Annotated in this window: 10 protein-coding genes and 1 tRNA gene; 4 read left to right on the top strand and 7 right to left on the bottom strand. The window is 33.2% G+C overall.

What is annotated here, in order from left to right; genetic code table 11:
* Positions 1-58: 58 nt before the first annotated feature.
* Positions 59-823, top strand: a complete 765-nt coding sequence (locus ACFELY_RS06260) for an SDR family NAD(P)-dependent oxidoreductase (protein WP_375333942.1) — start codon at positions 59-61, stop codon at positions 821-823.
* Between the two features lie 125 nt (positions 824-948).
* On the opposite strand, the gene ACFELY_RS06255 is transcribed toward ACFELY_RS06260, so the two are convergent.
* From ACFELY_RS06255 to ACFELY_RS06225, 7 genes are all read right to left on the bottom strand, one after another.
* The gene (locus tag ACFELY_RS06255; RefSeq protein WP_341759178.1) at positions 949-1,086 is read right to left on the bottom strand and encodes a hypothetical protein; all 138 of its coding nucleotides are present in this window, start codon (positions 1,084-1,086) and stop codon (positions 949-951) included.
* Between the two features lie 167 nt (positions 1,087-1,253).
* The gene (locus ACFELY_RS06250) at positions 1,254-3,512 is read right to left on the bottom strand and encodes a Sca4 family protein (RefSeq protein ID WP_375333941.1); all 2,259 of its coding nucleotides are present in this window, start codon (positions 3,510-3,512) and stop codon (positions 1,254-1,256) included.
* Between the two features lie 257 nt (positions 3,513-3,769).
* Positions 3,770-4,576: a division plane positioning ATPase MipZ gene (locus ACFELY_RS06245; RefSeq protein WP_375333940.1), complete on the bottom strand. Its 807-nt coding sequence runs from the start codon at positions 4,574-4,576 to the stop codon at positions 3,770-3,772.
* Entirely contained in the window at positions 4,566-6,077 is a 1,512-nt protein-coding gene (locus tag ACFELY_RS06240) for a leucyl aminopeptidase (RefSeq protein ID WP_375333939.1), read from the bottom strand. The genes ACFELY_RS06245 and ACFELY_RS06240 overlap by 11 nt, the downstream gene beginning before the upstream one ends.
* A gap of 276 nt (positions 6,078-6,353) precedes the next feature.
* Complete coding sequence (gene murA, locus ACFELY_RS06235; protein ID WP_375333938.1) at positions 6,354-7,628, bottom strand: UDP-N-acetylglucosamine 1-carboxyvinyltransferase; 1,275 nt, start codon at positions 7,626-7,628, stop codon at positions 6,354-6,356.
* A 341-nt stretch (positions 7,629-7,969) separates the two neighbouring features.
* The gene (locus ACFELY_RS06230) at positions 7,970-8,827 is read right to left on the bottom strand and encodes a hypothetical protein (RefSeq protein ID WP_375333937.1); all 858 of its coding nucleotides are present in this window, start codon (positions 8,825-8,827) and stop codon (positions 7,970-7,972) included.
* A 329-nt stretch (positions 8,828-9,156) separates the two neighbouring features.
* A complete protein-coding gene (locus tag ACFELY_RS06225; RefSeq protein WP_375333936.1) occupies positions 9,157-11,304 on the bottom strand; it encodes a ComEC/Rec2 family competence protein in 2,148 nt (715 codons plus the stop codon).
* A 1,122-nt stretch (positions 11,305-12,426) separates the two neighbouring features.
* On the opposite strand from ACFELY_RS06225, the gene ACFELY_RS06220 reads away from it, so the two are divergent.
* From ACFELY_RS06220 to ACFELY_RS06210, 3 genes are all read left to right on the top strand, one after another.
* Positions 12,427-12,503: transfer RNA gene (locus ACFELY_RS06220), tRNA-Arg, on the top strand.
* Between the two features lie 150 nt (positions 12,504-12,653).
* Entirely contained in the window at positions 12,654-12,941 is a 288-nt protein-coding gene (locus tag ACFELY_RS06215; RefSeq protein ID WP_375333935.1) for a hypothetical protein, read from the top strand.
* 220 nt (positions 12,942-13,161) lie between these two features.
* Positions 13,162-13,686, top strand: coding sequence for a bifunctional (p)ppGpp synthetase/guanosine-3',5'-bis(diphosphate) 3'-pyrophosphohydrolase (locus ACFELY_RS06210; RefSeq protein ID WP_375333934.1), 525 nt, complete (start codon positions 13,162-13,164; stop codon positions 13,684-13,686).
* Positions 13,687-13,793: the final 107 nt, after the last annotated feature.

The raw sequence follows: 13,793 nt of genomic DNA, 5'->3' as shown, positions 1-13,793 counted from the left end.
TAGCTATATTCCAATGCATAGTATCATTTGAGTATAATTGGTAATTGAGATTAAAACAATGCAACTTTTCAATTTAACAGGCAAAACAGCCCTCATTACAGGAGCAAGTAGTGGTCTTGGAGAGCAATTCTCTCGCCTTCTTTCTAGCGTAGGAGTACGAATCATATTGGCTAGTAGAAGACTAGATAAACTGCAAATTTTAGCCTCTGAGCTTAGCAATGCTATTGCCCTAGAAATGGATGTGGCAGATAAGAACTCTGTCCAAAGAGCCTTTAATATATTAAAACAACAAGGAGAACTCATAGATATCTGCATTAATAATGCCGGAATTGCAAAACCTACACCAATCTTTACATCATGTGAACTAGATGATTTCGAGTCTATTATGCAAACCAATGTACTGGGAATTTGGTACGTTACCAAGAAAGTTGCTAATCACATGAGAAACCATGGAATCCATGGGAGTATTATCAATATTAGTAGTGTCAATGGAGCCAACCGTTTAAGCGAAAATATCGCTGGTTATTGTGCATCTAAAGCATCTGTTATCCAAATGACAAAGTCATTAGTCGGAGAGTTGGCAAAAGCCTATATCCGGATTAATTGTATTATACCTGGTATATTTCATACACCGCTTACAGATTACAAATTAAATACAGAAGAAAAACGTAAAGCAATAGCAGAACTTACACCTCTAAATTTTATAGCGGAACCTAGTGACCTTGACGGTGCAATTTTATACCTTGCCTCAAACAAAGCATCTTGCTATGTTACAGGCTCATGTATTACCGTTGATGGTGGCGTTTCCTGGGGAGGCAAGTAACACTAACAACTATCTTTGACTTATGCAGAAAGTCTAGGTGTATAGTTCCATGGGGTGGTGGTTAGGGTTAATAATAAATTTATTTGGATCAGATGTCCATGTTTTCATGATAAATTCATAAGGAATTAAACCTTTAAGAGCTTTAAGTTTTCTTGCCTAAAACGTTTCTTATCACTTGGCAATAACTTATTTTGTTCCCATTCTTGATAAATTTTATAAAAATTATCTACTAAATAATAAACAGTTGTGATACATTTATTCATGTTGAGAGTATATTTTTTTGAATAATTCTTATATACCTCAACACTTCCTTACTTACAACCCTTATCATTCCTATACTCTCATTGATAGTATAGCTGCACGCGTTCAACATTCATTTTTAAATCCAATGCTTGAAATCATTTTTGGGAGAATTTTAACCGCACTACTTTCAAGTTCTATCATAATATTGCTGTTGGGATGATGTCTTTAGCATTTTGGGTGCTATCTTAGGTACTTCATTGTTTATGTTCACATGACGTTTTAACTTATTTTGAATTTGCTTTAATTCATCATGCATTATAACGTCACTTGCCTCAGGGGGCATAATGGTTTGTGATATATTAATATTACATCCTTTATTTTTTGCTACTTCCTGCATCATTGATTCATATTGACCTTTTGTTACAGGAATAGTGTAAATATTTTTTCCCCTTTGTATATAGCCTATAGCATCTTTATCATCACCGGTAAACTTTAATGATAATGGGTTGGTTATTTCTACTAGTTTTCCTTGCTCGTTATAGTGAGTAGTAAAATACAGTGCCTTCGAGACCTCAATATTCTCACCTTTCTCGTTTTGCACTGGAAATGAAAGATGCACGGCTGTACCAGATGGTTTGATGGCTAATGGCAAATTAATATTGCGATAATTGCTAATCTCTGTTTCCGTTACTCCATCTTCTAAAATTACTTTAGTAGAGGTTTTAACCTTAGTTTCTGTTAATTTAAATAATTCTTCATCTTTGACTTTAATAACCCTTGACCTGGTGTCAGTGGTATTGTCTATTGGTGGCTGATTGCTCCAAGTTAACGGTTTGAAATTATTAGCCTGATGGATTTTTGCATAGCTTTGCACTTCATCATTCATTGCTTGAGTCACAGTACTCTTTGTAATAGAGTTAGCCCAGGTTTTTTGTATTAATTCGTTATTATTTTCTACAAATTCTTTAAATTGCTGAGAATTAATAGCAAGATTAGCCCCTGAGATTGCTGTAATATTTGCTTCAGTAAGGATGTTTTTTAATGTTGTTTGTTGCTTAGCAATAATTTCTTGCCTAAAAGCTAATGTTACCAAATCTACTTTAATCGGGGCTACTATGGCTGGGACTATTTCAGATGGAGCTACTTTGTAGGGTTCAGTAGTTTGAGCTTCAGTAGTTGTTGTTATCGCACCACTAATATGCATAACATCTAGTGCTTTTTTAGATATTGTTACAGATAGATCAGTTCTTTCTAAAGTAGAGTTTGTTAGTGCTTTTTTTTGCTCTTTTACTATTTGAGCTATTTCTTTAATTAACAGTACTTCTTGAGTTTTATTACCTAAAATATATTCAATATAGTTTCCCTCAGTTTTCTTCTTCAATTCTAGTCTTTTCCTTTGGTCGATTATATTGCTAAAATAATCGAAGTGTTCTTGAACTAATTTTTTTAATTCTGGCTTGTTAATTTTTCCTTTTTTTACTAAAAGACCGAGTTTAATTTGTAACCCATATTCTTTTAATGATTGTTGTCTCTTTTGCATAGTTTCTTTAAGAGCATCTTTAATATCAGTAATCTTTATATTTTCTGGAGATATATTGTTAAATTTTTGGCTCATTGCCATTTTTGCCCAATTTGCTAGGGCTTTATCACTATAATATTTTGATAATTCAACGAAGCTATGGTCAATAGTATTGTTTAAATCAACTTGTGCAGTATCAAGTAAACCTTTTACAAATAAATCATTATACTTTTGGGTACTTGGAAATTCTCTAAAATGATTAGTTGGTCCTAGTAAGGGTAGATGTCTAGACCAAGAATGTGGACGTATCTCATCATCTAATTGGTCAAAACTTCCAGCAAAATCTAACCTAACTAGTCTAGGAGGAATAGTAGAATTGTTAGTATCTCTTACAACTCCTATATTACCTGTATGAATATCAAAATCGCCTATTAATAAGCTAGTTGGAGCTATTTTATCAAAATCGCTATAATGCAGTTCTTCAAAAGCTTTAGTTAAAGTACTAGATAGTAATTCTCTTGTTCCCATAAAAAGCGGTCTTCCTCCGTCTTTTCGCAACCAACCGCCAGGCTTAGTTTTTTTAGACATGTGGTTATCCATGTCAACATACATGTCTCCACTGTAATTCTTAAAAAATTCAGATTGCACATATACTTCAGAACCATCATTTTGCAGACCTCCTGCTTGATCTACTTTCGTGGTAAGATGAGTAGGTACAATGAGCGAAACTTTGGCTCCATGCTCTGGATTTGTTGCTTGAAAAATTTGGGAACCCAAAAACTCTGATATATTTTTTTCAGGCTTATTCTCCTTTTTAACCATAGACAGAACATTATCTTGACTGCTATATATCCCACCTAACTCTCCAGCTTCATTAGCCCCAAATTCCTTTCTTTTATAATATTGCAAATTGGTAAATTCTGACATTTTTTTACCCTATTTAGTTAACCTGAATTTGATATAACCAGCTATTGCAAATTCTGTTATATCTATAAATATAACAGATTTTTATGCTCCACTAATAGCTATTTTCATTATTTTTGCGGTATTGCTTATTTTTTTCATTAAACTCTTGCAAATTTTCTTATGATAATAAAAATCTGCTCGCCAAGCGTCATTGCGAGACCTACGGTCTCCTCACAATGACGTTTTATACTTTAACTTTTTTTCGTGAACGCTCACTCTCATATACCAAGAAAGTTTAAAAAATCTCGCAATTCTTGACGAGCAGCTACATGAGATATACTAAGTGTTTTACCATGATTAGCTGTTGTTAAGTCAAGTAATGTTAGCCCTTGTAAAAATAATTCCCGAAAAATTACTCTTTCACTAAAACCTGGAGCAATCTTAAAGCTAATTCTTTTTGCTAATTGTTCAAGAGCAGCTCCCACTTTTCTTTTATTTAATGCATCCAAGTTGCTTAATCGATTACGCATAACAATCCAGTTAATTGTCTCGCCATTACGATTAGCTTTCTGCATCTTTTGCTCCCAAATCATTTGACTATAGATTGATGGGGCAATAATTGACAAATTGTCAGCGTTAACTTTGGCTAATACATCAAAATCAAGAAAACTGTCGTTAATTGGGGTAATTACCGTATCAGCATAAGAATGGGCTAATCTAGATAAGAAAGAGTAGCTTCCTGGCGTATCGATTACTAGATAATCAGCATTTTTTGTCTGTTCAATTATCTGTTCAAACCTAGTTCTTTCGTCCTCTTCTTTAAGTGCAACGACTTGTTCTTGACTTTCAGTCAAATGAAAATGCTGAGAAGTTTTAACCGTATGGTCCGGGTTTTTAAAATTGTAATCATCTCTGTTCTTTAAATAATTTGTTAAAGACCCCTGACGTGAATCAGTATCAATACTAGCCACCGTATAACCATTATACAATAAACCGGTAATTAGATGCATGGAGCAGGTACTTTTACCAGCTCCACCTTTTTCAGCCCCAAGTACAAAAACACGATTTGTTTGATTATTTTTCATAGTGATATTGAATAAATTGATTAAGAAGTCTTACACCATAACCTACTGCTCCTCTAGGACCAAGGGGATTACCTTTTTTATTATAGGCAACACCGGCAATATCAAGATGTGCCCAAACCATACCTTCTTTAATAAAATTCCCTATAAACTGAGCTGCTGTACAACTACCAGCGGCTCCAGGGATGTTACCAATATTAGCAAGATCAGCAATGTCTGACTTTATCATCTCATCAAAATCTTTATGTAGAGGCATACGCCATAATTTTTCATTAACTTTATTGCCAACATCTATTAGCTTACCAGCTAATTCATCATTATTGCTAAAGCACCCAGCATAAGTTTTACCAAGAGAGACAACAATAGCTCCAGTAAGGGTAGCCAGATCGATTACACATTGAGGCTTAAACTTTTCTTGAGTATACCAAATTGCATCAGCCAAGACTAACCGACCTTCTGCATCAGTATTATCCACCACCACTGTTTTTTTGGACATAGTGGTTACTACATCTCCTGGTCGTTGAGCATTGCCTGAAGGCATATTTTCTACCAGACCAACAACCCCGACCACATTAACTTGTGCATTACGACTAGCCAAAGCCATGATTGCTCCAACTACTGCAGCTGAACCGGCCATATCATATTTCATATCTCCCATATTGGCTGCTGGTTTAATAGAAATTCCACCACTATCAAAAGTAACCCCTTTACCAACAAAAGCGACAGGTGGGGTATCATCATCCAAGCCATTATATTGCATTACTACAAGTTTGGATTCATTTTGTGAACCTTGTCCAACACCAAGTAAAGCTCCCATACCAAGATTTTTCATTTCTCTTTCACCGATAATGATAATTTCAACTCCTAGCGGTTCAAGATGTTCTAATATTTTTTCAGAGTAAGATTGAGGAGTTTTTATATTGGCTGGTTCATTTATCATATCTCTGACAAAAAATACTGCCTCAGCTAATGATCTTTTATCATTAAACAATTCCTCTGCTTTAGACTGATCATCTATAGAAATCTCAAGAGAGTCTACAACAAATTTTTCTCCTTCACTTTGAGTAGTTTTGTATTTATCAAATCTATATGAAGCAAGCAAACAGCCGCTAGCTATAAGAGAAGCAACAATAGCTGGTTGATGTTGTCCGATATTATGAGAAATTTTTATACCAATAGTGCTAATTTTATGGCAAGTGCTACAGGATAAGATTTTTGCCCCAAGCTCTTCAATGCAAGAGGTTGTTAATTTTGTTTCATCACCAATGCCAACTATGATTAAATATCTTATCTCCCCATCCTTACCTATAGAGTTAACAATTTTAATTTGTCCAAATTTTCCAGTAAATAGTAGTTTATTTTGAATAGTTTTAGAAATTAAACCATGATGTTGTTGATCAAGTAGTAATAAATTACTGTCTAATTTCAGCTGTTCACTAATAAACACTATAGTTGCTTGATTATTTGATAATTCCTTACTGATAAAGTTAATGTTATTGAGCATAAATTCCTCTTATAATTTAATGGTCTAATTCTATTGATGTATATTTACTTTGCAACTATAAAAATCCTACAGCTAAAAAGAGATTACTCAAGTTTTTGTAGTATACTACAAAATTCTTTTTCACTAAGTGAAAAAATGATAAAATCTAATTGTTAATCTTGTATAAGAGTTTGTCCACAAAATAAAATCAAGGTTATGATGAAGTGAATAAAGTATTATGTTAAGCGTTCACGGAAAAAAGTTAAAGTACAAGACGTCTATTAAGTTACTTATTTTTTAAACATTATCTCCTGTAACTCGCACTATATTTGCCCCACAGTTACTTAATTTTTTTTCCAATGTTTGATATCCACGGTCTAAGTGGTAGATTCGACGTATTTTTGTTGTATCATTGGCGGCAAGTCCAGCTAATACTAGAGATACAGATGCTCTGAGGTCGCTTGCCATAACTTCAGCTCCCGTCAGAAAAGGTACTCCGTGTATTATAGCACTATTTCCTTTAATTATTATATTTGCCCCCATTCGGCATAATTCAGGAACATGCATAAAACGGTTTTCAAAAATATTTTCGGTGATGGTAGAAGAACCGCTGCAAAGGGTCATAAGACTCATAAACTGAGCTTGAGAATCTGTTGCAAAACCTGGATATGGACTTGTATGAATATCCACAGGATTTAATCTATCTACGTAAGAAACTCGTAAACCATTATCAATAGGCTCAACTTTTATACCAGCTTCAACAAGTTTTAATACTATATTTTCAACAATATTGCCGTTAATTCCATAAATATTTAAACTGCCTTTAGTAATGGCAGCAGCCATCATGTAGGTACCAGCTTCAATACGATCCGGCATGATCGAATAGTTGGTATGTTTTAAATAAGATTTACCAATAATTGTTATTTCACTTGTACCAATTCCATTTATTTCTGCCCCCATTTTGTTAAGGCAATGGCATAGATCAACAATTTCTGGTTCTCTAGCACAGTTAAATAATATCGTTTCTCCTTCAGCCAAAGTAGCTGCCATTATGGCGTTAATTGTTGCTCCAACAGATATTTTTTTAAAAACAAAATGTGTAGCTTTTAATCTACCTTTGATTGTAGCATTAATATAACCATGATCAACATCAATATTTGCTCCCATAGCTTGCAGAACTGCTATATGTAGATCTACTTGCCGAGCCCCTATAGCACATCCCCCAGGTAAAGAAACTTTAGCTTTAGAGAATCTAGAGAGTAATGGTCCAAGAACCCAAATAGAAGCACGCATTTTACGTACTATATCATATGGGGCAGTAAAATTATTAATATTGCTACTATCGATATCTATGCTCAAGTAATCTTGATGATCAGTTACCGTAACAACACTGCCTAAATTCTCAAGTAATTTTTTCATTGTGAGAATATCGGTAAGTTTTGGAATATTATTAATGCTAAGGTTATCCGCAAGCAATGCAGCTGTCATAATAGGTAATGCCGCATTTTTAGCTCCACTAATGCTAATATTACCTTCAAGGGGGATACCACCTTTAATTATTAAACTGTCCATAGGAATTCCTTATATAGTAGCCTAAAATTCGATATAACAAGTTATATCGAATTCAGGGGTAGAAGTCAATCAGGTTTAAAACGGTATAGCAATCTGCATTTAAATAAAAAATTTATAGAACTTATCCGCACACCGTCATTGTGAGGAACTACTTTAGTAGCATTGATGCAATCCAAAAAATAGACTTCTTTCGAAACTAGCTTATGTGCAAGGATTTGTAGGAGGCACTTCACCTCGAACCGCGGCGTACTCAAATGTACGTGAGGAGTAGAGTACCGGTATCACGCACAAATTACCAGCGAAGTAGAGTTTTGCAAGAGGTCTAGTGAACTCTTACAATCCTACCGCCCCTTATCTTTATTAGAGTGTTTTGTGTTATAAGGGGTAGTATCGGGTTTAATAGTGTTGCATACAGATATATCATCTTTCTTTAGAACTTTTATTAGACGGTGATATAGTTTAGAACCCACTGTTTCTGTGCTATGAAATTTGCTTAATATTTTCTCTAATGCAGTCTTACTATTTTGCAATCCATCAGTTTTATTAGCTTTATCAATAGCTTGAATCGTCTCAACCCCATTTTGCATAAAAGCTTCTTTTTGTTCTTCAGGCGATTTAACAAATGATTCAATATATTTCCTAAGTCCTGCCCCTAACTTATTGATAGTTACAATATGTTCTGGATGGATAGTATGCTTTAGATCATTTGGAGAAGATTGTAATTTCGAATATATTTTGTTTGTACCAGCCTCAATAGTGGCAATGGTTTCAATTTGTTCAGTTGCTTCCTGCAAAGAATTATGTGGTAATTCATCTATTAACACATTCATTTTTTTAGCTTGCTGACCGAATTTATCTAAGTGAGGTTGTCCTTGATCATATTCAGCAGCATATCCTTTAGCAAGTTCTCCATGAGCATTGAGAGTGGTACCAATATTGCCTTTAAACTCACCAAAATTTTGTCCAACATCTTTTTCAGTTGGTGACAGTACATTTGTGGTATCATCATCCAAAGATACCTGTATTACTGTTTCTTGTTCTATGCCCATCTTTTTTACAGCTTTGGCAAGTTCAGAACCATATCGCGAATCAAAGCTAAAATTGAGCAGACTTTTTAAGCGATTTACTTCCTCTACAAATCCTTCCTTTGATTCACCAACAATATCAGCTATATCTGATTTAAATTTTTCTAATGGCATAAAAATATCTTTAATTAATGTTATTTATAGTCAATTCAGGAGAATTTGGGGCTAGGAGCGATGGAGCGACGCCTATAAGTAATAGGCAAGCGACGGTGACAACGCCCCCAACTTCTCATCAATTGACTACAGCTTGAGTAATTGATTGCTTCGACCATTACATGGTCTCGCAATGACGCCTGAGGTTTGTGTAATCCTCGCAATGACAGGAATGCAATTCAAGCGTCATTGCGAGAAGGCGTAAGCCTCCTAAGCAATCCAAAAACAATAGATTGCACGACCTACTTACATGATACCGCAATGACTCTTATGTAGGGTACTATATATTTTTACCTAAAACTAAATCTTTTGTTACTATTGGTTTTAATGGTACATTGATGCTGATTACAAAATATCATTATTACTTCAAATTCTTTTAAAAATTCTCTACTAACAGTAATCTTATTGCCTTTACATTGGTTGTTACCTAGCAGATTAATATATATATCGACATTTTTACATATTTCATTCGGAGTAACTTGTTTCAAATCTATCAAACTAGAATCTATCAAAATTGTGTACCCATGGGAAGTAAAAATATTTTTTTCTAAGGGAAATTTTAAGGGAAATATTTTAGCATCCTTTTGACCAAACCAGTTAGCCCAATATATACGTTTAAATTCTGGCATTTCATTATAGTCAATTGATGAGAAATTGGGGACGGTGTCGCTCAATGCTCGCCTATTACTTATAGGCGTCGCTCCATCGCTCCTAGCCCCAAATTCTCCTGAATTGACTATAGCATAAATGTCAAGTTCACCATTGCTATTTTTTATACCAATAGCGTTTAAATTTATATCAAATATGACATTAGGTTTAGGAGAGTTCAGCATTAAAATTACTGATATAATAATTATAATTAGCCCAAGAAAATGCCATTTAGTTCTCCACAAACAAAGCCATAAAAAGCCAAATAAGAAAGTAATTAAGCTAACTTGGCTTATATAACCAAAATACCATACTGATAATGGTAACGTGTTAGTAAATTTCACCGCTTCAATAATTATATTAATGAAAAAACCTATTAATTTTAGACAGTACTGGTCTATACCGAAGATCATTAAAAATACCGAGATAATAGATAATGGCATCAAAAAGAAAGACATTATTGGTATAGCAATAAGGTTCATCGGAATAGAATAAGTAGGAAATGTATAAAATTGGTTTATTACAACGGGAGCAGTAACTATACCGGCAAGGAAGCTTGAATAAATATTAGAGGCAATATAAAATTTGATTGAAGAAAAGATGCCCTTGCTTTCACCTAAGATCCATTGATTCCTTATGTAAAATTCATAACCAGCAGTTAGTGATAATACTGCGACAAAAGATAATTGGAAGCTTGGGTGAAATATATATTCTGGATTCATTGATAATATGATGAACGCCGCAATTGCTAATGACCTTAGAGGGTATGGCTTGCGTCCTATCATAACCGCATAAATAAAGATTGCTGTCATAATGAAGGCTCTGGTAGCAGCAATTTGCATGCCACTTAGTTGCAAATAACCATAGCTTCCTATTAAAGAACAAATTGCTGCAATTAACTTTATATCATAATTATAAGCAATATAGTTTGATAAATTTAACAAGAATCTGGTGGATATAAAAAACAGCATCGCTACCAATGATAAATGTAAGCCGGAAACGCAAAGTATATGGGATATACCGCTTTGTCTCATTTCTTTCATTAATTTTCGATCGATGGCTTTGCTTTCACCTAGTAATATTGCAGCGGCGAAATTACCTTTTATAGAACCAAGTATTTGAATCAGGCGGTTGTAAATATTTTTTTTAATTTTATAGACAAAACTATTAGTGTAAAGATCACTATGTGCTATAATTTTAAGGGGGGACAGTGCATAGCCAGTAGCATTAATATCCGCTAAATATGCATAAAAGCCAAAATCATAACCACCCGGCAGAATACTGCTTTGTGGTTTATAAAGCCTTGCCACTAGGCTAATATTATCGTTAATATTAATTTTTTGGGCATATTTTGCCGGCATACTTATTCTGACTTTTTGTAAAACTTGTTTAAGTTTCTGAATTTTTACTTGATATAATATAACCTGCATACCATGAGTAGTTGGTTTCATTGATTCTACTATACCGCTTACTCTTGAGATTATTGGATTGTTAATAGTACTAACATGTAAATTTGATACGCGATATTTGCCAACTAGCATACCACAAAAAAAGGCGATAATTATTCCCGAAATAAATCGCCCAAATATATTGTTTCTTAAAATTAGTAGCGATAAGGAAATTGTGAAAATAGTTAGAATAGATATAAAAGAAGGTTCCTTACTTAAGGTAAAATAAGTACCAATACCACAAATGAAACTAACAAAATACCAAAGATTGAGATGGTGATATTCTTGTTCTAAAATGCTTGTGAAAAAATTAAGAGTTAATTTATAATTTCCTAAGATCATTGCATCTAATAATAGAGTTCTTTTTAAGATATTCTGCTATTAGATGCGACGCAAGAAATCTGTGAGCGTTCACGGAAAAAAGTTAAAGTACAAGACGTCTATTAGCAAGAAGGCTTAAGCCAATAAGCAATTGTAAGTTAAAAGTATGGTATAATAGATATTGAAGTCAATGTAAATAATGGTTTATATTGACTTTAAGGGGGCAGCAATAGCCATAATAATGACTATTGTTGTGTGGGTGTGAGTGACCGTGTAGCAATTAGTTTTAATACCGAATGGATACTGGTACTCTAACCCAAACCCCCGAGACGTTTGAATAGTTTATTGGGATGCTTTTGCACGCCCGCTTACAATCGTAAACATTAAATTTTCAAAAGCTAATTATAATCCTTCTTATTCTAATTGTACAAATATCCAATCTAGGCATCAAAAAATTTTAACTCAACCTGGAGAAAATTCTAACTTAACTAAGAAAAAATTAGAAAAAAATACATATATATCTATAATATCTAGATGTGGCAAAAAAATGTTCTTGTGGACAAAATTTGCCAGAGCTTAAGCCAGCTAAGGAGCAAAGCTTTAATTTGCCGCTTGAGGTAACAGTAAGTTCAGGTGAACAAAGTTTGTCAGAGTAAAAAATATTAACAATATTAATTTTTCGAAGATATTGTTACTTATTTAGGGGGCAATTTTCATTACAATTTTTCCTTTAAAGGGGTCAATAGTTGATTATAATTTACAAAAAATTAATTTACTGAATTTATGAATGGAATATGTTTTAATTTGAAACGCTTAACCGTTCTGGCTATATAAAATTAAGTGTTTGGCAGAACAAAAAGCGAAAATTTATGAAAAAAATTGCAATCTTTTAAAAACCTCATAATTGATGATTTCTTTGTAATTTTTTAGACAAAAGATTTTCTTTGAAATTAGAACAATTTTTTATCTTTCAACGATTCCATAATGGAGGAATTTTCATTGACAGTGACATATTGACATAATAGAAGTTTAAGGATATAATGCACTCTTTCTTAATTCTTAAAAATTTCACTACTTTTTTAGGATACTTTATAAAAATAAGCAACAATGTCATCCAATATCCAGTCCAAGGCATAATATAAGGCACCCGTAGCTCAATTGGATAGAGCATATGACTACGGATCATAAGGCTGGGGGTTCGACTCCCTCCGGGTGTACCAGATACATATTAGGGTTTCAGGGTTTTTATAATTTCTCAAAAGAATTTCTATGGCTATTTTATGGCTGTTTTTTATTAAAACTTCCCAAAATTGACCTACAAAAAGGTCTATTTTCAACCGTTTTTCACGGGGAGGAAGTATGAGGGAATAATGTATTACTCTAGAAATATAGTAAATTTTGCCACCACAAGCGTAGTACCAGTACCCACAATCTATGGAAAATTTAACCCTAAAACGTTAGTAAACAATGTTATTAATAAACTAATACCAAGCTCTAAGTGTAAAGGCATAGGGTTTGCAAATAATTTCACCAATGGTATTGCAGATATAATCATTGGTGATAGTTATCGACTTGAAGCAATATTAACTCAATTAATTACGAATGCCATTAAATTCACTGAACAAGGTAGTGTTACCTTAACCACTTATTTTTTCTAAAAATAATATAAAAAGGTATTGGTGTTTCTACTTTTAGTGTAGCACGCTTTATATTTAAAGTATCTCTGTTCCCCCAATTATCTAATGGAAGGGCAGAATGATAGTTTATGAGTCCTTTATAACAATTTTCTATTGATTTATTAACTAATTGATTTCTGGTAATTGACAAATTAATTACTACTTGTTAATATCAAATATTCTTTTTAGTGTAATATTAATTATGCAGGACACTACTAACGATTTACGTAACATTATAGATAATATTAGTACTAACCTGCGTAGAAATGGCGTAGAAGCTGAAATACAGTACAGATTAAAAGACCCTTATTCTGCTTTAAAAAAGATGCTAAGAAAGAATATATCTGTGAAAGAATTAACTGACCTAATTGCCTTTAGGATTATAGTTAATAAACAATATTATTGTTATAAATTATTGCTTACTCTTTATAATATCTATCCTGTTAATATAAAGAAGACTAAAGACTATATTGTTAATCCTAAGGATAATGGTTACCGTTCTTTGCATATCGTACTTACAGCTGATATCTATAACCGTAACATAGAAATACAAATACGGACTAGAAGGATGCATGATATAGCAGAATTTGGTACCGCCAACCATGAGGAATATAAAAAGACGCAGGAAGAAAAACTAAAAAAGTTATTCTCTGAGGAAAAACTTAATACAGTTGCTATTAATACTGAGATAAATAATGCTTATGATATTTTTAACCAATTTAATTAGACTATACTCAACCTCGTTGCTTATGAGCAGGCAATTGAAAATCTTTGGCATAAATTCCAAAAGAATTTTTAAAAGATATCACAAAATTATTGATAATATTAGTTTAA

The organism is Candidatus Tisiphia endosymbiont of Xenochironomus xenolabis, from assembly GCF_964264705.1.
Taxonomy (GTDB): Bacteria; Pseudomonadota; Alphaproteobacteria; order Rickettsiales; family Rickettsiaceae; genus Tisiphia.
Note: the sequence above shows the minus strand (reverse complement) of the source record. Positions and strands in the feature narration are given on the sequence as shown.